Raw genomic sequence first — 22,647 nt, forward strand, 5'->3', positions numbered from 1 at the left:
GGACCGCTAGCGTGCTGCCGCACCCCCACTTCCGTCACGCAGAGGCAGGCACACGCGATGGGCACCAGCACGCACCGGCACAGGGCGAGCGGCAGAACGAGGACGATCGGTGCGGTCGTGGCCGCCGCGCTCGTCGGCGGTGCGGCGTTCGCGTTCTCCGGGACGGCGCAGGCGGCCGCGGTGGGCGCCACGTACACCAGGACCAGCTCCTGGGCCGGCGGCTACACCGGGCAGTACGTCATCACCAACGACACCGGCGAGGCCCGGTCCGGCTGGACGCTCGAGTTCGACCTTCCCGCCGGCACGCGCATCGGCTCCCTCTGGAACGGCGACCACACCGTCAGCGGACGGCACGTCACCGTGAAGCCGGCGAGCTGGAACAAGCGGCTCGCGCCGGGCGCGTCCGTCACCGTCGGCTTCGTCACCTCCGCGAGCGGCGAGGCGGGCGACCCGTCCGGCTGCCTCATCGACGAAGTGGCCTGTTCGCCCGACGCGGGCGTCCCGCCCACGCCCGGCGGGCGGCCGACCGGGCAACCCACGCCGTCCCCCACGGCGACCGGCACGACGGAGCCTCCGGCCCCCACCGCGACGGCCCCGCAGTCGCCCACCGTCACACCGACGGCCACGGTCACCGCCACGCCCCCGACCGGCGGCAGCGGAGGGAGGTTCGCCCCCTACATCGACACGTCCCTGTTCCCGGCGTACGACATGCTCGACACGGCGGCCAGGACCGGGGTGAAGGACTTCACGCTCGCCTTCGTGACCGCCGGTGGCGGCTGCACCCCGCTGTGGGGCGGCGTCACCGACCTCGCGAACGACAGGGTCGCGGCCCAGATCACCGCGCTGCGCGCCGAGGGCGGCGACGTCCGGGTCTCCTTCGGCGGCGCGGCCGGCCGTGAGCTCGCCCTCAACTGCACGTCCCCCGGCGACCTCGCGGCGGCGTACGGCAAGGTCGTGGACCGGTACGGTCTCACCAAGGTCGACTTCGACATCGAGGGTGCCGCGCTGCCCGACGCGGCCGCCAACACCCGCCGGTCGCAGGCCATCGCCCAGCTCCAGAAGAAGCACCCGGGGCTGGACGTCTCCTTCACCCTCCCCGTCATGCCCGAGGGGCTCACCCAGCCCGGGGTCGACCTGCTCGCCGACGCCAGGAGGAACGGCGTGCGGATCGACGCGGTCAACATCATGGCGATGGACTACGGGCCCGCCTACAGCGGCGACATGGGCACCTACGCGATCCAGGCGGCCACCGCCACCCAGGCGCAGATCAAGGGCGTCCTCGGTCTCTCCGACGCCGCCGCGTGGAAGACCGTCGCGGTCACCCCGATGATCGGGGTCAACGACGTCACCACCGAGATCTTCACGGTCGACGACGCGACGCAGCTGGTCGGCTTCGCGCGGTCGAAGGGGATCGGGTGGCTGGCCATGTGGTCCTCGACCCGCGACAGGCAGTGCCCGGGCGGGGTGAAGAACTCCGCCGACGCGACCTGCAGTTCGATCCTCCAGGAGCCGCTGGCGTTCACGAAGGCGTTCGCCGCCTACGAGTAGCCGCCCGCCCCGTGGCCGCCGGCCGCCGGTGGAGCCCCCTCCCGCACCACCGGTGGCCGGCGGCCACCACACCCCCATGCGGCGCGCCCCGGCCGGTGACCCCCCACCCGGCCGGGGCGCGCGTCCGCCGCAGCGGGTCAGCAGTCGGGGAGCACCCCCGTCCGTGCCAGCTCGCCGTACCAGTGGGCGCTGGACTTCGGGATGCGGGCCTGGGTGTCGTAGTCGACGTACACCGCGCCGAAGCGCTTCCCGTAGCCGTACGCCCACTCGAAGTTGTCCAGCAGGGACCACAGGAAGTAGCCCCGGACGTCCGCGCCGTCCGCCATCGCGCGGTGCACGGCGGAGAGATGGCCGTGGAGGTAGCGGATCCGCTCGGGATCGTGGACGGTTCCGTCGGCGCCCGGCTTGTCGGGGTACGCGGCGCCGTTCTCGGTGACGACGAGCGGCAGCCCCGGGGCTTCCCGGGAGTAGCGCATCAGCAGTTCGTGGAGGCCCGTCGGGTCCACCGGCCAGCCCATGTCCGTGACGTCGCCCGGCGCCCGGTGGAAGCAGACCGCGTCGGCGCCCGGCCAGGGGGAGTGCGCGCCGCCGCCGTGGCCGTCGTTCCGCTCCGGCGGGACGTCACTGTCAGTGGCACCGGATACAACGGACGGTGAGTAGTAGTTGATGCCCAGTGAGTCGAGGGGGTGCCGGATGACGGCCAGGTCGTCACCGTGGACGAAGGACCAGTCCGTGAGGCGTTCCGTGTCCACGAGGAGGTCCGCGGGGTACGCGCCGTGCAGCAACGGGTCGGTGAAGACACGGTTGGCCAGCGCGTCGATCCTGCGCCGCGCGTCCAGATCGGCCTCCGTGTCGCTCCTGGCCCTGACCGCGCTCGGGTTGATGCTCACGGACACCTGGCCGCGGGCGGGCAGAGCCGTGCGCAGCGCCTGGGCTGCCAGCCCGTGGCCCAGGTTCAGATGGTGCGCGGCACGGAGCGAGGCCACGGGATCCGTGCGACCCGGCGCGTGCACCCCCGAGGCGTATCCCAGGAAGGCGCTGCACCAGGGCTCGTTGAGCGTGGTCCAGCGCTCCACCCGGTCGCCCAGCGCGTCGGCGACGATACGGGCGTAGTCGGCGAAGCGGTGCGCCGTGTCCCGTTCGGGCCAGCCGCCGGCCGTCTCCAGCTCCTGCGGCAGGTCCCAGTGGTAGAGCGTCAGCACGGGCGTGATCCCGTGGTCCAGCAGATCGTCGACGAGCGCCCGGTAGAAGTCGAGACCGCGCTGGACGGCCGGGCCGCGGCCCGTGGGCTGGACCCGCGGCCAGGAGACCGAGAAGCGGTAGGCGTTGACGCCCATCCCGGACATGAGCCGGACGTCGTCCGCGCGGCGGTGGAAGTGGTCCACGGCCACGTCGCCGGTGTCCCCGTTCTCCACCTTGCCGGGCGTATGGCTGAAGGTGTCCCAGATCGACGGCGTACGGCCGCCCTCCCGCGCGGCGCCCTCGATCTGGTAGGCGGCGGTGGCGGTGCCCCACAGGAAGCCGGGCGGAAAGCTGACGGACATGGAGGAGCTCCCGAAGTGTGGAGGAGGAAGGAAGTGGACGGTGTCAGCCCTTGACCGCGCCCTGCATGATGCCGCCGACGATCTGCCTGCCGAAGAGCACGAAGGCGAGCAGCAGCGGCAGCGTGCCCAGCAGTGCGCCGGCCATGATCACAGACTGGTCCGGGATGTAGCCGCGCCCCAGCCCGGTGAGCGCCACCTGGACCGTCGGGCTGCCGTTCTGCGTCAGCGCGATGATCGGCCAGAAGAAGTCGTTCCACGCCATCACGAAGGTGAGCATGCCGAGGACCGCCATCGCGGGCCGGGCGGCCGGGAAGACCACGTGCCACACCACGCGCCAGCTGCTCGCCCCGTCCACCCGGGCCGCCTCGATCAGCTCCGTCGGCAGCGCCTCGCTCAGGTACTGCCGCATGAAGAACACGCCGAAGGCGCTGACGAGCGTGGGGAGGATGACGGACTGCAGCCGGTCGGTCCAGGACAGCTCCGCGATCAGCATGTACAGCGGGACGACGCCGAGCTGCGGCGGGACCATCATCGTGCCGATCACCAGCAGCATCAGGGCGTTCTTGAACCGGAAGCGGAGTTTGGCGAAGGCGAAGCCGGCGAGGGTCGAGAAGACCACGGTGCCCGCCGCGACGGACCCCGCCACGACCGTGGTGTTGAGCAGCGCCGTGCCCATGTTGGCGTCGGTCCAGGCGATTTCGAGGTTCCTGAACAGGTTGCCGCCGAACCAGAAGGGCGGGGGCGTCTGCGCGAGCCGGGTGTTGTTGCGGGAAGCCGCGATCGCCGTCCACACCAGGGGGAAGAGCGAGCCCAGGGTGAACACGATCAGTACGGCATGGGTGATGCGCCCGCCGTGCAGGTGCCTGCCGGCGCGGGCCCGCGGGCGCCCGGGGGTGGTGGCGGGCCCGGTGGCGGCCCGCTCATGAGTGGTCGTCAGCACGTCATCCCCCTAGGCGCTCTCGCGGAGCCGGCGGACGAGCAGCCAGTTCACCGCGCCGATCAGCAGCAGGATCAGGAACATCGTCCAGGCGATCGCCGACGCCCGGCCGAGATGGAGGTTCACCCAGCCCTGCTCGTACAGATAGAGCCCGAGCGTCTGGAACTGGTGGTCGGAGCCGCCCGTGGCCCCGGCGCCGCCGTTGAACAGCAGCGGCTCGCCGAAGAGCTGGGTCGCGCCGATCGTCGACACGACACACGTGAAGAGGATCGTCGGCCGCAGCGACGGGACGGTCACATGGACGAACTGCTGCCGGCGGGAGGCCCCGTCGAGCGCCGCGGACTCGTACAGGTCGTTCGGGATCGCCTGCATCGCCGCCAGGTAGATGAGCGCGTTGTAGCCGGTCCAGCGCCAGATGACGATCGTGGAGACCGCGATCTGCGAGGTCCACTCGCCGTTCTGCCAGTCGACCGGGTCGATCCCGGCCAGCCCCAGCGCCCAGTTGATCATCCCGTAGTCCCGGCCGAACATCAGGACGAAGACGAGCGTGGCCGCCGCGACGGACGTGGCGTACGGGGTGAGCGCCGCGACCCGGAAGAACATCGAGCCGCGCAGCCTGTAGTTGAGCAGATGCGCGATGACCAGGGCGATCAGCAGTTGCGGAACCGTGGAGATGATCCCGATGGTGAACGTGTTCTTCAGCGCGTTCCAGAAGAACTCGTCCTCGAGCAGCCGCGCGAAGTTCCGCAGGCCCACCCACTCCATGTCCGTCGGGGCCGTCAGCTCCACCCGGTGCAGCGACGCCCAGCCGGTGTAGAGCAGGGGAAAGAGCCCGAAGGCCGCGAAGAACAGGAAGAAGGGGGCGACGAACGCGTACGGGCTCCACCGCACATCCCGCCGGTACCAGCGGCTGCGCCGCTCCCGGCGCCGCCCGGCCGCGGCGGTCTCACGGTCGGGGGGCCGCCGCGCCGGGGCCGCGCCCTCCTCCCGGGAGGGCGCGGTGGCAGCCGGGTCACCGGCCGTGCCGGTCACGGGAGTCACCGGTCCGGTCACTGGTCGAGCGCGTTGTCGATGGCCTTCACGGCGGCGTCCCAGCCTTCCTTGGACGACCGGCCCTTCTGGTCGACCTGGAGCATGCCGACGTCGGCCAGGTTCTGGGCGATCACCAGGTCCTTCGGGCCGATGATCGTGACCGGGATGCCTTCGGCGGCCCGGGAGAAGATCTCGCCGATCGGCGCGCCCCCGAAGTAGTCGTGCTCGGCGCCGGACACGACGGGCAGCGAGTACGCGGCCTTGGCGCTCGGGAAGCTGCCGCGCTTCTCGAAGAGCTTCGCCTGCTGCTCGGGTGCGGTCAGCCAGGCCGCGAGCTTCGCCGCCTCGGTCTTGTTCGTGCCCGCCTCGGGGACGATCAGGAACGAGCCGCCCCAGTTGCTGGGCTTCGGCGCGGACGCGACGTCCCACTTGTCCTTTCCGGCCGCGCCGCCCTTGTCCTGGATGTAGCCGAGCATCCACGCCGGGCAGGAGACCGTGGCGAACGCGCCGTTGGCGTAGCCCTGGTCCCAGGCGGGCGTGAACTGCTGGAGCCTGCCCGTCAGTCCCTCGGTGGCGAAGGCGGCGGCGATGTCCCAGGCCTCCTTCACGGCCGGGTTTGTCTTGTACACGACCTCGCCGTTGGCGTCGTAGAACCGTTCGGCGCTGCTGCCGGTGATCGCGGCCATGACCCCGGAGGCGGAGTCCACGAAGGCGGTGCCCTCGGGAGCCTTGGCCTTGAACTGCTTGCCGGCGGCCAGGTACTTGTTCCAGTCGCCGGCCCAGAGCTTGCCGACGGCCTCGCGGTCCGTCGGGAGACCGGCCTTGGCGAAGAGGTCCTTGCGGTAGCAGATGCCCTGGGGGCCGATGTCCGTGCCGAGTCCGACGGTCTTCCCGTCCTTGGACGTGCCCTGTGCCCACTTCCACGGCAGGAAGGCGTCCTTGCTGACGCCTTCGGTCTTGCCGAGGTCGACGAGTTTGTCCGCCTGGGTGGCCGTGATCTCGGCGATGTTGTTGACCTCGACGGCCTGGATGTCGGCCAGCCCGCTGCCGCTCCCCAGATGGGTGAGCAGTTGCGGGTAGTAGTTCTCGTTCCGCTCGATCGAGGTCTGCTTGATCTCGATGTCCTTGTGGAGCTTCATGTATTCGTCGTAGAGCCCGGCCTCCTTGAGGCCGAAGGCCCCGAAGACCCCTACGGTGATCGTGGTCTTGCCCTTGCCGCCGCCCCCGCCGTTCGCGGAGCTGCCGCCGGGTTCCTCGCCGTCCTCGGCACAGCCGGCCAGCAGCCCGGCGCCGAGCGCCGCGACGACCGCCAGGATTACGGTCCTGCGCATTGCGTCCTCCTAGTGCCCTGACGTGCCGACCCCCGGCCAACTCTCACGGTGTGCCCATCGGTTGAAGCTGCGGCTCGGGCGGGGAACGTGCGGGTTCTGAATGGGACAGGTAGTGTGGGAGCGCTCCCATAGGTGATGGCTTGAAGGGTCGCGGCTCCCCGCGGGGGTGTCAAGGCTCCCGGCGCGTAATGTTCCGGGGCAGGAGGACGGGAGGCGGATCATGGTGGATCGCCGGAATGCCGATTTCCCCGTGGGGGGCGCTGCGCGCGCCGCGTCCCACGGAGGGGCGAGGGCTTCGGGCCGCAGCGGGGGCAGACCGACGCTCGAGGAGGTCGCCGCACGGGCCGGCGTCGGCCGCGGCACCGTCTCCCGGGTGATCAACGGGTCGCCCCGGGTGAGCGAGGCGACCCGCGCCGCCGTCGAGGCGGCCGTCGCCGAACTCGGTTACGTTCCCAACCGCGCCGCCCGCTCACTCGCCGCCAACCGCAACGACGCCATCGCGCTCGTCGTCCCCGAGCCCGAGGCCCGGTTCTTCGCGGAGCCGTACTTCTCCGACATCGTGCGCGGTGTCGGCGCGGCTCTCGCCGACACCGACATGCAACTGCTCCTCACCTTCGCGGGTTCGGACCGCGAACGCCGGAGACTGGCCGACTACCTCGCGGCCGGCCGGGTGGACGGTGTGCTGCTGGTGTCGGTGCACGCCGACGACCCGCTGCCCGATCTGCTGGAACAACTGGGGATCCCGGCCGTCATCAGTGGCCGCCGCTCGGCCTGCGACCCCCTCGCCGCGGTCGACTCCGACAACACCGGGGGCGCCCGCGCGGCCGTCGCCCATCTGCTGTCCCGCGGGCGCCGGAACATCGCGACGATCACGGGGCGGCTCGACGTCTACGGTGCCCAGTGCCGTCTCGACGGATACCGGGCCGCCCTCGCGGAGTCGGGTGCCACGGCCGACGAGCGGCTGGTGGCGCCGGCCGACTTCACCGAGGAGGGAGGGCGGCTGGCCATGCGCGCGCTGCTCGACCGGCGCCCTTCGCTGGACGCGGTCTTCGCCGCCTCCGACGTCATGGCCGCCGGCGCCCGCCAGGTGCTGCGCGAGGCGGGTCGGAGCATCCCCGACGACGTGGCCCTGGTCGGCTTCGACGACTCCGCGGTAGCCCGCCACATGGACCCGGCCCTCACCAGCGTCCGCCAGCCGATCGAGGAGATGGGCCGCACCATGGCCGGCCTCCTCCTCCGCGAGATCGCCGACCGCAGCGGCCCGGACCGGCCGAGGATCATCCTGCCGACGGAGCTGGTGGTCAGGGACTCGTCCTGACGGCGGATCCGACGGCCCGGACTCCCCTCGGCCCGGGCCGAGGACCGCGCGTCACAAGCCGGCGCATGACGAAGGGCCGATCCACGCTCCTTGGGTTCCGGGAGTCGTTGCAACACCCCAGTTCAAGGGGTGCGATGGACTTCGCGACCCGAGCGGACCGGACTCCGCAGGGTCCCAGGAAACCGTCCGGGGAGCGGGAGGCATATTCCCGGCTCGTGCAGTGGGATACAGCAGCACCGCAGCGTGCCGGATCGACCGCCCTGATGGTTCCCACAGGCGTGCCTTCTCTGGCTATTCGTGCGGATGGGGGTGCCCGCCCCTGCACTCGATCTGTCCAGGACGGGGGACAGGGGGCGGGCGGCTCTTCTGCTGCCGGCCGCGTTCGCCGGCGGCAGAAGGGGGCTCATGGGGCGCCGCCGTCAGGACGTCGTCGTCGAGGGGCGCCGAAGGTTCTCGTAGTGGTCGCACAGGGACCGCACGGAGATCGCGAGCTTCCGGGCGTGCCGGTACGCGGCGTCGGAGCCGAATCCCCGGGGGTGTACAACCGACGCCATGCCTCATCGATGCCGACCTGGGCGACCCCGGCCGGGACGTCGCCCACCGGCTGTGCGTTGATGAGGGTCTGAATCGCGGGCGCCAGCTGGCGCACGTTGCCGGCGTACGCCCGGTAGTCGCACGTGGATGATGGATTTGCACGGCGAGGGACAACCAGGCCATCGCACGGCCACGTAGGGCCACGCGACGGCCACGGCCGGGGGCGCGGGCGATGACACCTCAGACTGGCGGCATGGGCCGCAACGACGCCTTGAGAGCCGCACGGCTCCGTCGCGGTTGGCGAACGGTCGAGCAGGCCGCCGCCGGGCTGACCGAGCACGGGCAGCAGCCGCTCGACGACCGGCACTTCACCGTGTCCCCGCGGACGTGGCGGAGGTGGGAGGGTGCCCGGCCCGGGTGGCCGTCGGAAGAGACCGCGATCGTGGTGCACGATGCGCTCGGCGGTGGCCCGAAGATCTGGGGTTCACCACACCGCCGGGATGGATCCGGCCGGAGCACCACGAAGAGGCCGCCAGGAGGGTCCATCCGTCGCACGGGGGCTGTAGGAGAGGCCCTGCCAGCATGCGCAAAGGACGGGGGAAGGCCGGCCGGGCGGTCCATCGGGATCACACCGGCGGTGTACCCGGTGGTGACGGAGCAGGCCCACCCGGCGGCAACGGCGGTCCAGGGTTCGGCGGCGTCTGCGGCGACCCGGGCCCGCGGTGCCTCGCCTCGCCCCGACGTATCGTCGACCACGTCAGGCGGTAGATCCCCAGAGGGGGGAAGAGGTCCACACGCGCTGGGCAGTTCGCATCAGCACAGGCCCCGCAGCGAGCGAGGCTCGTCGCGAGACTCTTGGTCGTGGCCAGCTCCTGCCAGCACGCCTGGCACACGGGCTGTCTCGGCATGCCCTCGGGAGCCTGTAATGCAATGGTCACGTGCTCCGGCCCGCGATTGGGCCATGACTGCTGGGATGCCCAGTCGCGGTGCTCGCCGTCGTGGCCCGGATCCTCGGTGCACCGGTCCCAGGTACCGGGCTTTCGGACCCAGCAGTAGCAAGGGATCACCGTGCGTTCCGGCGTGTTGTACGGCGCCGTCTTCACGACGCTTCCAGTCGGGTCGGGAGCCGACGCTGGTCGCGGCACGGCGCGCAGGCGTACAGCGGTACTGGCGGGCCGGACTGGCGCTCGACGACGTCGACAAGGCGAGCCGATCCGGAGGGCCCTTTGTGCCAGTGGCAGTAGTCGTGCGTACCCGCGTGTTCGCCCGCGGCCGGCTGGATTCCCGTCTCCATGACCAGGACCGTAGAAATCGAGGCCCTGCTGGGTCGTGGCGATTGCGCGGGCCGCTCAGCGGCTTGTCAGCAGTTGCTCACGCGGGCGATAGGCGTGCGCGGGCCCGGGCAATCAGGCGGTGCGCTCGTGCCCCGTACTCCGCGCCTTCACTGAGGCGGTCCCACACCCGGCCGTACAGGGAGAGATCGTCAGCCGAGTCGTACTGGAGCTCCGTGTTGATGGTCTCGACGATGACGCGCTCCTCGTCGAAGATCCAAAACCCGTGCTGCGGGGTCAACGCCATCCGGGCACCGAGCGGGACGATCCCAAGCTCCACGGTGCTCATGCCGATCAGCCCGACGAGCCGATCCAGTTGGCCGACCATGACATCGTGGGGGCAGATCAGCGCGTGGAGGGCGCCCGCCCTCCCACACGAGCACGCGGAACATCTTGCCCGCCTCGTACAGAACCTCTTGGCGGCGCATGCGCCCGGCAACGGCCTCGTCGGTGTCACGGGGGGAGCCCATCAGGACGGCGTTCTGCAGCAGCACGTGCCGGGCGTAGTCGGGCGTCTGGAACAAGCCCGGGATGACGGTGGCCTCGCCGCGGGCGGTCGCCGTCTGCCGGTACTCCACGACGCAGCGGTCCTGGACCGGCCGGTGTCCGGTGGCGAGTTGGCGGCGCCACGAACGCTGCTGGGACTCGAGCCTCCGAAGGCGGCCCTTCAAATCGGCGGCGTGTTCGGGCGCGCCCGCAGCCGCGGCCCAGGCCTCGAGGTCGGCCTCCGTCGCTGTCTGCTTCCCGTGCTCCAGGCGGGACACCTTCGAGGGCTGCCAGCCGAGCCGTTCGGCGAAGTCCTTTCCGTTGAGGCCGGTCTCGGCGCGCAGCTCGCGCAGCCGCGCACCGAGGGCGACCCGTGCGGTCTGGTAGTCCGTGGTCACACAGACGAACGTACCTGTGCCCAGACCTCAGCAGTAGGGACTGCCAGGGGCCAGGCGGCGTCTCGGGCTCGGCAGGCGGCGAGCACCTGGGCCTGGTCCTCGACGAGCTCGACGCCGACCGTGGTGTCCGTGTCGTCGATGTGCATGCGGACCAAGGTCCGGGAGTCGAACAGCCAGAAGTCGAAGTCCGGCAGGGCGAGGCGTACGGCTTCCGCTCGGGGCAGGACACGGATGTCCTCGCCCGCGGCGACGTTGCCGGCCGCGGTGGCCATGAGGAACCGCTGCCCGTCTGTGGGCGGCTCGTCGATGATCCGCACCATGCACAGCTATCGGTCGGGTGAGCGCCGCGGCGATCGCTCCGAGGACCGCGGATACGCCGGCCACGACCCACCCGGCCTGTGCCTCCGTGAGGCCGATGTTGAACGTCACCAGTAGGCCGAGGACGGCCGACAGGGTGTTGAGCCAGAGTGCGGGTTCCCGCCCGAGGATCGTGCGCATGGGTGTGTGGTCCCTTCGTAGGGCTCGGCCGCGGTGCGCCCGCGCAGGTGGACCGTTCGGGTGGTAGGACGCCGCTACGGTGACGCAGGCGGTGGTGGCGGTGGCGACAGCAGCTTCTCGGCCTACGGCGGCGCCACGTTCGGGGACGGGGGCCAGAGCGGAAACGGCATGGTCGTGATGACGGTCCACTGAGATCCGAGCGCGGGCGGTGGGACTGACGGACGTACCTCGGTGCGGCCGTCGCGATCCGGCACTGTCTGCCTCGCCGGGTTGCGCCAGCCGGGGTCGTGGTCGGGTCGGTGCCGGGGTTCAGCCGGTCGACCGGGCACGGCTGCGGCCGGCCGCGTTCCTGACACCTGACCGGTTCGGGTTCCACCTCTCCGTACCTTGATCACAAAGAGTGCAGGATTACTTGCTGTCGGTTATTGGAGTGGGTCGCGCCCACGCGCAGCGGGGCGGAGCCACAACGATCGGATCGGAGGAACTGCCGTGTTCAGACGTCCCGCACAGGAAGAACGCACTTCGGGGCCGAGGTCGGGCCCAGGCCGCGCCGGCTTCGGCACTCGTGAACGGCGGCGGGGTGCAGGGGTGGTGGCAGGGCTGTGCATGGCACTGTCCGGTGCCGCTCTGACGCCGGCGACCGCCGCGCCGTCCGAGACCGCTCGGGTGCGGGCGCAAGCGGTGTCGCAGACCTTCAACTTCACCGGCGCATCGCAGTCCTTCATGGTCCCGGCGAACGCGGTAGTGACGATCACTGCGGACGGCGCCGGTGGCGCTGACAACTCCGGCACCACGTGCAGCTCGCCTGGTACGGGCGGGACCGGGGCGCGTGTCGTCACCACACTGCCCATCACGACCATGGCCACGACCTACACCATCAATGTGGGCGGGACCGGCGGCAAGGGCTGCAACGTCGGCGGCGGGGCGGGAGGTGCCGGCGGGTTCAACGGCGGCGGCTCGGGCGGAAGCTCGCAGCGCGACTTCATGAACGGTCCGGGTGGAGGTGGAGCGTCCAGCGTCAGCGCGAACAGCACCCTGCTCGTGGTGGCGGGTGGAGGAGGCGCCGCCCACGGAGGCTCGGTCTCCAACCAGGCGGGCGGGGGCAACGGTGGCACGCCGGACGCAGGCGCCGGTGGCGACGGAGCATCCGTGGGCGGTTCGCCGGGGTCCGGCGGGGATGGTGGGAGCACCACCACCAGCACACCGGGTGCCGGCGGCGCGCCCGGCGTCGCCCCACCCTGTGTGGCCACGGCGGGCGGGAACGGCACCGGCTTCTCCGGTGCCACGGTCGGCACCGGCGGTGCGGGCGGCGACAACTCCGGCGCCTGCGGGACCTTCCCCGGTGCCGGTGGAGGCGGCGGCGGTGGCTACTTCGCCGGCGGTGGTGGCGGCGCGGCCGCCACCACCGGGGCTGGTGCTGACGGTGGAGGTGGCGGCGGCGGAAGCAGTTTCGCCATCCCGACAGGCACCGGAACCACTTACAGCACCTCGCCGCTCGGAACGGCCAACAACAACGGCGAGGTGACCATCTCCTACGAGGTGGTCACACCCCCACCGTCCCTGACCATCACCAAGCGCCACCGTGGGAAGTTCGACCAGGGGAAGTTCGACCACGGGAAGTCCCACCGGAGCAAGCGTGCGGTCTTCACCATCACCGTCGGCAATGACGGGCAAGGCCCGACCGACGGCACCCCGGTCATGGTGCAGGACACCCTCCCTCCGGGGCTCACCGCACTCCGCCTTACCGGTCCCGGATGGTCGTGCGTCCCGTCGACCCTCACCTGCACCCGCAGCGACGTCCTGGAGCCCGGTCGGAGCTACCCACCCATCACCCTCACGGTCCGCGTCTCCTGCGGCGCCCCTGCCCGGATCACCAACACCGCCACCGTCACCGGCGGCGGCGACCCCGCCACCCACACTGCCACCAGCACCATCAGGAGGGGCGAACACTGCAAGCCGCACCGTCCTTACGCGATGCGGTTCGACAGCTGACGCTGTGCGGGCCGCCGTTCATCGGGCCTGGGCGTCCGCCGTTCCGCGGCGTTCACGCGGTTGCGCGTTCCACCCGGGAAGAAGCGGGATCCACCTGAGGACGTGCGGCCCGCGGAACGGCACGTGGCCCTGTACGTGAGCTCGGAAGCGAGTGACAGGGCAAGGCGAGCTCGATCGGTCGAGTGGGTGAGACGCCGGCTGCCGCGGAGCTGACCGCGGGAGCCCGACGAATCTCTCCACTCGGCCGGTTGGACGGTTCCTCCAGCGCACGCACCTCGTTGATCGTTGCCCAGTTGCTTCCGAGGGCCGAGGCGTGCGCGAGGTACCGCTGCATGGTGTTCGTCTCCAGCAGCGCGTCGCGATTGAGCTTCACGTACTGGGGCCGCGGCAGGAACTGGGACAGGAACCTCTCGGTGCGGCGGCCCCACTTGCCAACCGCGTACTTCAGCAGGCTGATGTCCCGGTCAACGATGTGCGAGTAGGTCATCGATCCGGAGCCGTAGCCGAGGATCTCCGCGATGCCCGGGCCGAAGATGCGAGCGCACTCCGCCTGGCTGTACTTCTGGGTCTCCAGGAACTGGCTCTCCTCGGGTGCGATCTGCAGGGGCTTGTAGTCCCAGCCCTTGCCGTATACCACCGGCTCCCGGGTGCCGCGCAGCGCCGCCAGGAACTTCTGCTTCACCTTGGCGGCCTGGTCCTCATCGAGGTTCGACTCGGAGTTGACCAGCAGCGCGTTCGGGTGCGCGCCGTCCTGGAACCGCTGGAGCCCGAACTTGGTCGACGTCAGGGACAGCCCGATGGTGGACGCCACCAGCTGGATCGGGGGCCGACGGGCTTGGAAAGCTGATCGGCCAGGCCGGGCCACTTGGCCTTGGGCACGTTCGGGTCCGCGGGCGGCGGTCCGCAAGGAGATCTGGATCCAACGCGGCGCCGGAGAAGCCACCGTCCTGGGTGATGTTGCACACGGTCGGCGGGTACTCGTGGCCGGCGGCGTCGGTGTGCTTGAGGAGGGAGAGGTGGATGCGGATCTCGCGGTGGTAGTCCTCGCGGGTCCGCTCGTCGATCCCGGTGAGGCGGCCGACGTAGCGGGTGGCGTAGGTCAACCACGGGATGTCGCCGGGGATCGGTGCTTCCTTGACGAAGCCTTGGCCCTTGACCCAGCCGGGCGGCCATCTGTTGTCGTGGGCTTCGACGAGCCGCTGGAACTTCTCGGCTGCGTCCTGGTCGCCGAACTTCTCGTCCTGCCACGATCCGCCGCGTCCGCCTTCGAGCCAGCGGACTTGGTAGGTGGCGGTGCCGTCCTTCTTCTCGCGCTTCCTGATGCTCGCCATGGCGGGGGACTGTACGCAGGTCGGGAGCGGGGCGTTTGGCCACCCTTTGGCCAAAAACGAAACAAGATCAGCCGGTGGCCTGTTTTCCCAGGTCACCGGCTGATCATTCAGGGTGAGTGACGGGACTCGAACCCGCGGCATCCTGGACCACAACCAGGTGCTCTACCAGCTGAGCTACACCCACCATGACCGGTCGTTCTCCCGACCGGCCGAGAAAAAGTGTACAGGGTCCGGGAGGGTGCTCGCGCCCGTGTTTACGTCGGCCCGGCGTGCGCCCCGCGTGCGCGGCGGGACGGACCGCGGGGCACGCTGCCGAAACCGGGTCCGGCTCGGGTGCCGCACGGGCGCCCCGCCCGCGGCGGCTGCGGTCATGTGCCCCGCGCACGGCCACCGAGCGGTCCGTGCCGCGCGGGGCGTGGGAGTCCTGGACGGCCGGGCCCGGCCGGACCCCGCGCGGACACCCGGGTGGCCGGACCGGGAAGCCGGGTGGGAGCGGTGGTGGGGACGCCCCGTCACCCGACCCCGGACACGCCCGCGCCGGGCGGGCAGCGGTCGCTGCTCCGCCCGGCGCGCGTGCGGGCCTACTGCGCCGCGGGCACCACGTGGCGCGCCGCGATCGTCTTCGCCGTGTCCGAGTCCGGGCCCGGATGGGGGACGAAGATCGCCTCGCGGTAGTAGCGCAGCTCGGCGATCGACTCGCGGATGTCGGCGAGGGCCCGGTGGTTGCCGTTCTTCTCCGGACTGTTGAAGTACGCCCTCGGGTACCAGCGCCGGGCCAGCTCCTTGACCGAGGAGACATCGACGATCCGGTAGTGGAGGTACTCCTCCACCTTCGGCATGTCGCGGAGCAGGAAGCCGCGGTCGGTTCCGACCGAGTTCCCGCACAGCGGCGCCTTGCCCGGCTCCTTGACGTGCTCACGCACGTACGCGAGGACCTGCTCCTCGGCGTCGGCCAGGGTCGTGCCGGCCGCGAGTTCGTCGAGGAGGCCCGAGGCGGTGTGCATCTGCCGCACCACCTCGGGCATGGTCTCCAGCGCCGCGTCCGGCGGGCGGATCACGATGTCCACCCCTTCACCGAGCACGTTCAGTTCCGAGTCGGTGACCAGCGCGGCCACCTCGATGAGTGCGTCGTCGGCCAGCGAGAGCCCGGTCATCTCGCAGTCGATCCACACCATGCGATCGTTCATGCGTCCTACCTTATGGTGCACTCCGCTGGCCGGGGAGCGCCGGGCGCCCGGGGGCGTAGGCGTCCGAGCCGGGCCTGCCCGGGTCCGGGGAACCGTGGGAGGCACCCGTGGCGGCCGGTGGCCTCCTCGTGTGCCCCGCGGACGCCTGGGCCGGCACGACCTGCTCGGACGCCCCGGACCCCACCGGATCGCCCTGTGGCCGCCTCGCCCGGTAGGCGGCCCGGTACGCGGCCGGGGAGGAGCCGAGCTGGCGGCGGAAGTGCCCGCGCAGCGCCACCGGGGAGCGGAAGCCGCACCGGCCCGCGACCTCGTCGACCGAGTAGTCGGAGGTCTCGAGCAGCCGCTGCGCCTGCAGCACCCGCTGGGTGATCAGCCACTGCAGGGGAGCGCTTCCGGTGAGCGAGCGGAACCTGCGGTCGAAGGTCCGTCTGCTCATGTACGCACGGGCCGCCAGGGTCTCCACGTCGAACTGCTCGTGGAGGTGCTCCAGCGCCCAGGCCACGACCTCGGCGAGCGGGTCGGAGCCGATCTCCTCGGGTAAAGACCTGTCGAGATAGCGCTCCTGCCCGCCACTGCGCCGCGGCGGGACGACCAGCCGGCGGGCCAGTGCCCCGGCCGCCTCCGCGCCGTGGTCGGTCCGCACGATGTGCAGACAGAGGTCGATGCCGGCCGCGGTGCCGGCGGAGGTGAGGACGTCGCCGTCGTCGACGAACAGCTCCCGCGGGTCCACGTGGACCGACGGATAGCGTTTGGCGAGCGTCGGCGCGTACATCCAGTGCGTGGTCGCCGGGCGGCCGTCCAGCAGCCCCGCGGCGGCCAGTACGAACGCCCCGGTGCACAACCCCACGATGCGGGCGCCCTCCTCGTGGGCCCGGCGCAGGGCCTCGAGCGCCTCCGGTGGCGGTGGCGAGGTGATGGACCGCCAGGCCGGCACGACGACCGTGCCCGCTCTGCCGATCGCCTCCAGCCCGTAGGGCGCGGTGAGTTCGAGTCCCCCCGTGGTCCGCAGGGGGCCCTCCTCACCGGCACATACGAGCAGCCGGTAGCGGGGAACTCCGGCATCCTGGCGGTCGATTCCGAACACCGAGAGCGGAATGGAACTCTCGAAGATGGGACCGCCGCTGAACAGCAGCACCGCGACGACCTCTCGGCGGCGGCGCCCGGACAGCTTCCTTACGGCCTCCGGCGCGGCGGAGTCCTGACTCATGACGCTAAGCCCCCCTCGGTGTTCGCGTCTCCCCGTTCCTGTCGGGCCTGTCGCTCCTGCACGTTTCCCCTCGGTTTTGCACGAGTCCCCAGCCTTCGATACTCATGATCGAATCTACTGCGTCCCGTGGTGCCGGCGTGACAAGTTCCAGAACCGGCACATTGTCGACAAGGCAACTTGGCGCGAAGCATTCGATCACGAAGCGTTGCATCCGGAGGCCGCGCAGGGAAGTGCGCGGCGCATGCATGGCCCATCCCCGTAGGGTGCGTGCGGCGCGTGCGGTCCTTTCCTCCCTGGTGGCACGGGGGTTGACGGGCCATTTCTCCAAGGAACGCCCGAGCAGGCGAAGTTGGCTGAAAACATACGGGTGCGCGTGTGCGAATCCGTCAGCTCCGTGGAGCACGCCGTGCCCGACGGCCGCCGCCCCGGCGCCCTCGCGTTCCCGCGACGCGCCGCGGCGGCCGCTCGGACCGGCGCATCAGCGTGCGGCAGGCGCCGGTCACGGCGGCCAGGCCCGCCGCGACCGCGGCCGCGCCGCCGACGGATGTGCCGTACGCCACCAGGACGACCGGGACGACGGCGCAGCCGAAAGTTGCCCATCGAACCACTTCGCCCGCAGCGTCGCCCGCCGGGGTGCGGGCGGCTGGGCTCCCGGGCGTTCCGGGGCCCTCTCCGGTGGAGCGGGTGGCGGAGTCGGCGCGTACGGCGGTTCGGCGGTTCCTCCCGGAAGCCGGCGGCGCGCCCGGTGCCGGCACCGCCGCCGGACGTGCGGCCGTCGTCCGCGGCGCCCTGCGGCGGCCCCGTGGGGGAGTCCGGCCGGGTGCCGGGGCGGAGGTGCGGGCGGCCGGGGATGCGGGCACGGGAACTCCTCGGGGCGGAGGTCGGCGGGGACGGGGCGGAGTCGTCTCGCCGGTGGGGCGACGGGAGACCAACGAGGAGCGGAGCCCTCCGGTCACTGCCGCGCCTCCCCGTTCCCCGGCGGTCCTCCGGGTCCTTCCGCTCCGCCCCCCACGCCCCGGCTCCCGCCCTGAACAGGCGGGTCGCGGACGGCTCCGGCGGGCGTTCCGGGCGAAGCCTGTACGGTGCAGACGCCATTGCCATACGGAGCGTGCTCGTGCATGCTCCCTGGGGCGCGTGCTCCGTCGGCTCGCCGGGAGCAGAACCCCGAGCTCTGGGCAGGCGAGGAGTGGCGCCGTACCCTTGGGGGTATGGGGTTGGGAAGTTGATTCCCGGACAGAGCTCCGCTGCCAACCGTCGCCCTCCCATGAGGATCTGAACGCCGAGACAACCGATGGCCGGTCACGAAATTCCCGAACCCGCGGACCGCAAGCAGGTCGCCGACCCCGTGTCGGAGCTGCAGGCGGCGGAACAGTCGCGCGATTCCTGCGATCCCGCCTTCCGGCACGGAGTCGTGGTCGGCTTCGACGGATCGACATCGAGCGAGCGGGCGCTGGCGTACGCGATCGGGATGGCCAGTCGCTCCGGTTCGGGCCTCATCATCGTGCATGTCGCCAACCGCCTTCCCACCACGGTGTGGGCGGGCTGCGAGCCGCCGGTCTTCGTCGACGTCCCGGACCACCGGACCGAGGTGCTGGGGCTCGAACTCGCCTGTGCCGACTACCTCTCCGAGGTTCCTTGGATCCTCGTCGAGCGCGGCGGCGACATCTGCCACGAGCTCGAGGAGGTCGGCCGGGAGTATTCGGCCGACGCCATCGTGGTCGGTTCCACCCATGGCATCGTGGGGCGCATTTTCGGCTCGGTCTCGGGGCGGTTGGCCCGCCGTGCGCAGCGGCCCGTCATCGTCATCCCGTAGCCACCAAGAGGCCCCACCAGCCCCTTCCGCACCATCGTTCTCGCAGGTCGGCGCGCGTTTGGTAACTTTTTGACGACCGTCACGGCTACTCGGCCGTACGGGGTGGATTGTGCGCTTGTGAAGGGTAGATAAGGGTGGCTGGGAATCAGCACCAAGCGCGCACGAAGGGAGCCCGCCGTGGACAAGGACGTCTCCGCGGGAAGCGCCACGACAACCACTCTCGGCCACCTCGCACTGGGCCTGACGCTGCTGGCCTTCGGAATCGGCAACACCGGTGTGATCGACAATGTCGCGGCGTCCGACGCCGCAGCCCTCGCGACCTGGGTGGGCGGGGTCGCACTGTTCGTCGTCGGGTTGCTCGAGTTCCGCGCGGGCAACGGCGGTACGGGTACGGCCTTCGCCGGCCTCGGCGCCCTCTGGTTCACCTGGGGGACCGGCACCGGCGCGGAGGTCTCGGCGGAGGCCGCCGGGCTGTTCATGCTCCTGTTCGCGCTCCTGGCGCTCACGCTCACCGCGGGAGCGTCCGGCAGCGGGATCCTCGGCCAGGGCGTGTACGGGCTGCTGTGCGTGTCCATGCTGCTCCTCGCGATCGCCTCGTTCGCGGGGAACGACGGACTGGCGAAGGCCGGCGGCTGGGCCGCCGCGGTCGCGGGTCTCGTGGCCTGGTACGGCGCCACCGCGGCGCTGGCGCACTGGCCCACCTTCTCCGGGCGTGCCGCAGGCCGGGGTGTGACGGCCACCGGCTGAGCGGCGGGCCGCCGGCGTGAGCCGTCTCGACGCCGGAGGCGAAAGGGGCGACCCCCTTGCGGCACTGGTGGCGTGCGCAAGGGGGTCGCCGTCCGTAGGAACGCGGCCGTACGGGACTACTCCACGGTGACCGACTTGGCCAGGTTGCGCGGCTTGTCGATGTCCCGGCCGAGGGCCAGGGCCGTGTGGTAGGCGAGGAGCTGGAGCGGGATGCCCATGAGGATCGGGTCCAGCTCGTCCTCGTTCTTGGGCACCAGGATCGTGTGGTCGGCCTTCTCCTGCTCCTGGTGGGCGACCGCGAGGATCCGGCCGCTGCGGGCCTTGATCTCCTCCAGTGCGGCGCGGTTCTTCTCCAGTAGCTCGTCGTCCGGGACGATCGCGACCGTAGGCAGCGCCGGCTCGATCAGCGCCAGCGGGCCGTGCTTCAGTTCGGAGGCCGGGTAGGCCTCGGCGTGGATGTAGGAGATCTCCTTGAGCTTCAGCGAGGCCTCGAGCGCCACCGGGTAGCCGCGGACCCGGCCGATGAACATCATCGACTTGGCGTCGGCGTACTCGGCGGCCAGCTTCTCGATCTCGTCCTCGGACTCGAGGATCTCGGAGATCTGGGCGGGCAGCCTGCGCAGACCCTCGATGATCCGCTTGCCGTCGGCGACGGACAGGTCGCGGATGCGGCCGAGGTGCAGCGCGAGCAGCGCGAACGCGACCACCGTGTTGGTGAAGCACTTGGTGGAGACGACGCAGACCTCGGGGCCGGCGTGCACGTACACGCCGCCGTCCGTCTCGCGGGCGATCGCGGAGCCGACCACGTTCACCACACCGAGGACGCGGGCGCCCTTGCGCTTGAGCTCCTGGACGGCCGCGAGCACGTCGTAGGTCTCACCGGACTGGGAGACGGCGATGTAGAGCGTGTCCGGGTCCACCACCGGGTTGCGGTAGCGGAACTCGGAGGCCGGCTCGGAGTCGGCGGGGATCCGGGCCAGGGACTCGATGAGTCCGGCGCCGATCAGGCCCGCGTGGTACGAGGTGCCGCAGCCGAGGATCTTGACGCGGCGGATACCGCGGGCCTCGCGGGCGTCCAGGTTCAGACCGCCCAGGTGCACCGTGGAGAACCGGTCGTCGATGCGGCCGCGCAGCACGCGGTCCACGGCGTCCGGCTGCTCGGAGATCTCCTTGTGCATGTAGGTGTCGTGGCCGCCCATGTCGTACGAGGCGGCCTCCCACTCGACGGTCTCGGGGGTGGCGGTGGTCCGCGTGCCCGTGGTCGTGTAGGTGCGGAAGTCGTCGGCCTTCAGGGTGGCCATCTCGCCGTCGTTGAGGGTGACCACCTGGCGGGTGTGGGCGATCAGCGCGGCGACGTCGGAGGCGACGAGCATCTCCTTCTCGCCGATGCCGAGGATGACGGGGGAGCCGTTGCGCGCGACCACGATGCGGTCGTTGAAGTCGGCGTGCATCACGGCGATGCCGTAGGTGCCCTCGATGACCTTGACCGCCTCGCGGACCTTCTCCTCCAGGGTCTCGGCCTGGGAGCGGGCGATCAGATGGGTGATCACCTCGGTGTCGGTCTCGGAGGCGAAGACGACGCCGTCGGCCTCCAGCTTGGCGCGCAGCTCGTCGGCGTTGTCGACGATGCCGTTGTGGACGACGGCGACCTTGTTCTCGGGGTCCAGGTGCGGGTGCGAGTTGATGTCGCTCGGGGCGCCGTGGGTGGCCCAGCGGGTGTGGGCGATGCCGGTGGTGCCGGTGAAGCGCTTGGGGACGCGGGCCTCCAGGTCACGGACGCGGCCCTTGGCCTTGACCATCTTCAGGCCGGTGCTCTTGGGGCTGGTGATCACCATGCCCGCGGAGTCGTAGCCCCGGTACTCCAGCCGCGCCAGGCCCTCCAGCAGCAGCGGCGCGACGTCGCGCTTCCCGATGTAACCGACGATTCCGCACATAGAGTCTCTGCCCCTCCAACGACGTTCCTGTGTGTGCCCGGCCGCGCCGCACGGTGTGCGCGGTGCACGCGGCCCCCGTGGCGGCTCAGCCGTAGACGATGCGGCGCAGCTGCCTGAGCGAGAGGTCCGGGGGAGCCACCGCTCGGTGCGGCAGCTCGGCCGCGATCCGCTCGAAGATCTCCGTGTTCACGCCCCCGCCGGCCTGCAGCTCCCGGTGGCGGCGGCGCACGAACTCCTCGGTCGTCTCGTCGAAGAACGCCAGCACGTCCAGCACCACCCGGGCCGCCTCACCGCGCTGGAGCGCGGTGCTGCGCACCAGATGGTCGATGAGGTCGTCATGCGACGTGCGGCGATCGAGCACCCGTAGATATTGGGGTGTCCTCGGCCTCGAACGCAAGATTTCTGCCCGATTTCGGGCAGAAGCCTGCGTGATCATGGTTACAGTCGCTATTTATGCCCGCTTTACGCGGTGCGCTCCCCGGACCGCTCACATGCGCTTGAGGACGGCCTGCTTGGCCGTGGAGAACTCCTCGTCGGTCAGTATCCCCGCCCGGTGCAGTTCGCCGAGCTCCCGCAGCCGCCGCAGCAGCACGTCGTGATCTTCCGCCGCCGGAGCGGCGGACGGCAGTTCCCCGGGCGTCCTCGGCGGGGCGCTCGGGTGCGGGAGCCGGGCGGTCACGGCGGCGGCGACCAGGACGGCGGTGTACTCCTTGCGCGACAGTCCCCACAGGTCGAGCGCGTACGGGTCGTGCTTGGCGGGCCGCTGGGCGGGTCGGCCGTTCAGCAGAAAACGCAGATAGCCGTTCTCCAGGCCGATCGCCGGCAGCCAGCGCACGCCGCTCACCTCGGAGAGCGGGAACGTGCTCGCCCCGGACGAGGCCTTGGACTCCTCCGCCTTCCAGTTCCACGTGAGGCGGATCGTGTCCCCGTCGAAGGAGGCCGTGCCGTCGCCCCCGCCGCCCGAGACCGGCACCGCCGGGCCCGGCAGCAGGAAGCGGTCCACCGGTCCGTCCGGGACCTGGTCCAGCAGCAGGGCGTTGCGCAGTTCGTCCACGAAGTACTCGGCCACACCGCTGCGGTCGTTCTCCACCGGCAGCCGGTAGGGGTCGCCGCTCTCCGGCAGCCGTCCGTCGGCGGCCAGCAGCAGCGGATCGCTGCCGTCCCGCAGCTTCAGGCGCAGCCGCCCGCCGCGGCGTCCGGGCTCGAACGCGACACCGGCCAACGCCTCCAGCGGGACGGCGAGTTCACCGAGCGCCTGCCGCAGGGGGTGCGTCTTGCCGGTGCCGGGGACGATGCGCACGGTCCGCCCGTCGAAGGTCCAGGTGCCGTCCTTCTGGATGATTTCCGCCATTGTGGGATTGTCGCACCACGGGCCGAGGGGTCGGAGGCGGCGCGACGGAGCGGCCGACGGCCCGCACACGGGCGGGCGCAAGGAGAGCGGGCGCCCGGCGGAGGACCGTACTCCGCCGGGCGCCCGCC

20 protein-coding genes, 1 tRNA gene and 1 pseudogene are annotated in these 22,647 nt (G+C 71.2%); 5 read left to right on the top strand and 17 right to left on the bottom strand.

The window, feature by feature from the left end; all coding sequences use genetic code 11:
* Nucleotides 1-57 precede the first annotated feature (57 nt).
* Complete coding sequence (locus O7595_RS21410; RefSeq protein ID WP_269730259.1) at nt 58-1,548, top strand: glycoside hydrolase family 18 protein; 1,491 nt, start codon at nt 58-60, stop codon at nt 1,546-1,548.
* Between the two features lie 137 nt (nt 1,549-1,685).
* Here O7595_RS21410 and O7595_RS21415 read toward each other — a convergent pair whose 3' ends face one another.
* From O7595_RS21415 to O7595_RS21430, 4 genes are read right to left on the bottom strand one after another with little or no spacing between them, the layout of a single operon-like run.
* Nucleotides 1,686-3,092, bottom strand: a complete 1,407-nt coding sequence (locus tag O7595_RS21415) for a glycoside hydrolase family 1 protein (protein ID WP_269730260.1) — start codon at nt 3,090-3,092, stop codon at nt 1,686-1,688.
* 43 nt (nt 3,093-3,135) lie between these two features.
* Entirely contained in the window at nt 3,136-4,032 is an 897-nt protein-coding gene (locus O7595_RS21420) for a carbohydrate ABC transporter permease (RefSeq protein WP_443071685.1), read from the bottom strand.
* 9 nt (nt 4,033-4,041) lie between these two features.
* On the bottom strand, nt 4,042-5,061 hold the full coding sequence (locus O7595_RS21425; protein ID WP_269730261.1) for a carbohydrate ABC transporter permease: 1,020 nt from the start codon (nt 5,059-5,061) through the stop codon (nt 4,042-4,044).
* 17 nt (nt 5,062-5,078) lie between these two features.
* The gene (locus tag O7595_RS21430) at nt 5,079-6,392 is read right to left on the bottom strand and encodes an ABC transporter substrate-binding protein (RefSeq protein WP_269730262.1); all 1,314 of its coding nucleotides are present in this window, start codon (nt 6,390-6,392) and stop codon (nt 5,079-5,081) included.
* Between the two features lie 220 nt (nt 6,393-6,612).
* Here O7595_RS21430 and O7595_RS21435 point away from each other — a divergent pair, with 220 nt between their 5' ends.
* Nucleotides 6,613-7,710, top strand: coding sequence for a LacI family DNA-binding transcriptional regulator (locus tag O7595_RS21435; protein ID WP_269730263.1), 1,098 nt, complete (start codon nt 6,613-6,615; stop codon nt 7,708-7,710).
* Between the two features lie 419 nt (nt 7,711-8,129).
* Here the strand turns inward: O7595_RS21435 and O7595_RS21440 are convergent, their stop codons facing one another.
* The 5 genes and pseudogenes from O7595_RS21440 to O7595_RS21460 form a co-directional block, all read right to left on the bottom strand.
* Complete coding sequence (locus O7595_RS21440; RefSeq protein WP_269730264.1) at nt 8,130-8,264, bottom strand: hypothetical protein; 135 nt, start codon at nt 8,262-8,264, stop codon at nt 8,130-8,132.
* Between the two features lie 606 nt (nt 8,265-8,870).
* Complete coding sequence (locus O7595_RS21445) at nt 8,871-9,152, bottom strand: hypothetical protein (protein ID WP_269732571.1); 282 nt, start codon at nt 9,150-9,152, stop codon at nt 8,871-8,873.
* Between the two features lie 191 nt (nt 9,153-9,343).
* Nucleotides 9,344-9,538: a hypothetical protein gene (locus O7595_RS21450; protein WP_269730265.1), complete on the bottom strand. Its 195-nt coding sequence runs from the start codon at nt 9,536-9,538 to the stop codon at nt 9,344-9,346.
* Between the two features lie 77 nt (nt 9,539-9,615).
* Nucleotides 9,616-10,459, bottom strand: a pseudogene (locus tag O7595_RS21455) (helix-turn-helix domain-containing protein).
* Complete coding sequence (locus O7595_RS21460) at nt 10,456-10,779, bottom strand: DUF6879 family protein (protein WP_269730266.1); 324 nt, start codon at nt 10,777-10,779, stop codon at nt 10,456-10,458. The pseudogene O7595_RS21455 and the gene O7595_RS21460 overlap by 4 nt, the downstream one beginning before the upstream one ends.
* Nucleotides 10,780-11,563: 784 nt before the next feature.
* Between O7595_RS21460 and O7595_RS21465 the strand changes: the two genes are divergently transcribed.
* Complete coding sequence (locus O7595_RS21465; protein ID WP_269730267.1) at nt 11,564-12,949, top strand: hypothetical protein; 1,386 nt, start codon at nt 11,564-11,566, stop codon at nt 12,947-12,949.
* Nucleotides 12,950-13,001: 52 nt separating this feature from the next.
* Here O7595_RS21465 and O7595_RS21470 read toward each other — a convergent pair whose 3' ends face one another.
* The 5 genes from O7595_RS21470 to O7595_RS21490 all read right to left on the bottom strand — a co-directional run bounded on the left by O7595_RS21470 (nt 13,002) and on the right by O7595_RS21490 (nt 16,674).
* Nucleotides 13,002-13,760: a phage portal protein gene (locus O7595_RS21470; RefSeq protein ID WP_269730268.1), complete on the bottom strand. Its 759-nt coding sequence runs from the start codon at nt 13,758-13,760 to the stop codon at nt 13,002-13,004.
* Entirely contained in the window at nt 13,648-14,280 is a 633-nt protein-coding gene (locus O7595_RS21475) for a hypothetical protein (protein WP_269730269.1), read from the bottom strand. Before O7595_RS21475 ends, O7595_RS21470 begins: the two co-directional genes overlap by 113 nt.
* Nucleotides 14,281-14,391: 111 nt before the next feature.
* Nucleotides 14,392-14,464, bottom strand: a tRNA-His gene (locus tag O7595_RS21480).
* 397 nt (nt 14,465-14,861) lie between these two features.
* A complete protein-coding gene (gene orn, locus O7595_RS21485) occupies nt 14,862-15,467 on the bottom strand; it encodes an oligoribonuclease (protein WP_269730270.1) in 606 nt (201 codons plus the stop codon).
* Between the two features lie 10 nt (nt 15,468-15,477).
* Nucleotides 15,478-16,674, bottom strand: coding sequence for a helix-turn-helix domain-containing protein (locus O7595_RS21490; RefSeq protein ID WP_269730271.1), 1,197 nt, complete (start codon nt 16,672-16,674; stop codon nt 15,478-15,480).
* Nucleotides 16,675-17,965: 1,291 nt separating this feature from the next.
* On the opposite strand from O7595_RS21490, the gene O7595_RS21500 reads away from it, so the two are divergent.
* Nucleotides 17,966-18,487, top strand: coding sequence for a universal stress protein (locus O7595_RS21500; protein WP_269730273.1), 522 nt, complete (start codon nt 17,966-17,968; stop codon nt 18,485-18,487).
* A 177-nt stretch (nt 18,488-18,664) separates the two neighbouring features.
* A complete protein-coding gene (locus tag O7595_RS21505) occupies nt 18,665-19,234 on the top strand; it encodes a GPR1/FUN34/YaaH family transporter (RefSeq protein ID WP_269730274.1) in 570 nt (189 codons plus the stop codon).
* A gap of 116 nt (nt 19,235-19,350) precedes the next feature.
* On the opposite strand, the gene glmS is transcribed toward O7595_RS21505, so the two are convergent.
* From glmS to O7595_RS21520, 3 genes are all read right to left on the bottom strand, one after another.
* Nucleotides 19,351-21,168, bottom strand: coding sequence for a glutamine--fructose-6-phosphate transaminase (isomerizing) (gene glmS, locus O7595_RS21510; RefSeq protein WP_269730275.1), 1,818 nt, complete (start codon nt 21,166-21,168; stop codon nt 19,351-19,353).
* A gap of 85 nt (nt 21,169-21,253) precedes the next feature.
* Nucleotides 21,254-21,529, bottom strand: coding sequence for a hypothetical protein (locus O7595_RS21515; RefSeq protein ID WP_138055133.1), 276 nt, complete (start codon nt 21,527-21,529; stop codon nt 21,254-21,256).
* A 126-nt stretch (nt 21,530-21,655) separates the two neighbouring features.
* On the bottom strand, nt 21,656-22,519 hold the full coding sequence (locus O7595_RS21520; RefSeq protein WP_269730276.1) for a DUF4429 domain-containing protein: 864 nt from the start codon (nt 22,517-22,519) through the stop codon (nt 21,656-21,658).
* Nucleotides 22,520-22,647: the final 128 nt, after the last annotated feature.

The organism is Streptomyces sp. WMMC940 (assembly GCF_027460265.1).
In the GTDB taxonomy this organism is placed as follows: Bacteria; Actinomycetota; Actinomycetes; order Streptomycetales; family Streptomycetaceae; genus Streptomyces.

Bases quoted from the DNA above. Each gene is read 5' to 3' on its own strand.
- O7595_RS21410 (WP_269730259.1), top strand. From the start codon at position 58: ATGGGCACCAGCACGCACCGGCACAGGGCGAGCGGCAGAACGAGGACG.
- O7595_RS21415 (WP_269730260.1), bottom strand. From the start codon at position 3,092: ATGTCCGTCAGCTTTCCGCCCGGCTTCCTGTGGGGCACCGCCACCGCC.
- O7595_RS21430 (WP_269730262.1), bottom strand. From the start codon at position 6,392: ATGCGCAGGACCGTAATCCTGGCGGTCGTCGCGGCGCTCGGCGCCGGG.
- O7595_RS21435 (WP_269730263.1), top strand. From the start codon at position 6,613: ATGGTGGATCGCCGGAATGCCGATTTCCCCGTGGGGGGCGCTGCGCGC.
- O7595_RS21440 (WP_269730264.1), bottom strand. From the start codon at position 8,264: ATGGCGTCGGTTGTACACCCCCGGGGATTCGGCTCCGACGCCGCGTAC.
- O7595_RS21445 (WP_269732571.1), bottom strand. From the start codon at position 9,152: ATGCCGAGACAGCCCGTGTGCCAGGCGTGCTGGCAGGAGCTGGCCACG.
- O7595_RS21450 (WP_269730265.1), bottom strand. From the start codon at position 9,538: ATGGAGACGGGAATCCAGCCGGCCGCGGGCGAACACGCGGGTACGCAC.
- O7595_RS21460 (WP_269730266.1), bottom strand. From the start codon at position 10,779: ATGGTGCGGATCATCGACGAGCCGCCCACAGACGGGCAGCGGTTCCTC.
- O7595_RS21465 (WP_269730267.1), top strand. From the start codon at position 11,564: ATGGCACTGTCCGGTGCCGCTCTGACGCCGGCGACCGCCGCGCCGTCC.
- O7595_RS21475 (WP_269730269.1), bottom strand. From the start codon at position 14,280: ATGGCGAGCATCAGGAAGCGCGAGAAGAAGGACGGCACCGCCACCTAC.
- orn (WP_269730270.1), bottom strand. From the start codon at position 15,467: ATGAACGATCGCATGGTGTGGATCGACTGCGAGATGACCGGGCTCTCG.
- O7595_RS21490 (WP_269730271.1), bottom strand. From the start codon at position 16,674: ATGAGTCAGGACTCCGCCGCGCCGGAGGCCGTAAGGAAGCTGTCCGGG.
- O7595_RS21500 (WP_269730273.1), top strand. From the start codon at position 17,966: ATGGCCGGTCACGAAATTCCCGAACCCGCGGACCGCAAGCAGGTCGCC.
- glmS (WP_269730275.1), bottom strand. From the start codon at position 21,168: ATGTGCGGAATCGTCGGTTACATCGGGAAGCGCGACGTCGCGCCGCTG.
- O7595_RS21520 (WP_269730276.1), bottom strand. From the start codon at position 22,519: ATGGCGGAAATCATCCAGAAGGACGGCACCTGGACCTTCGACGGGCGG.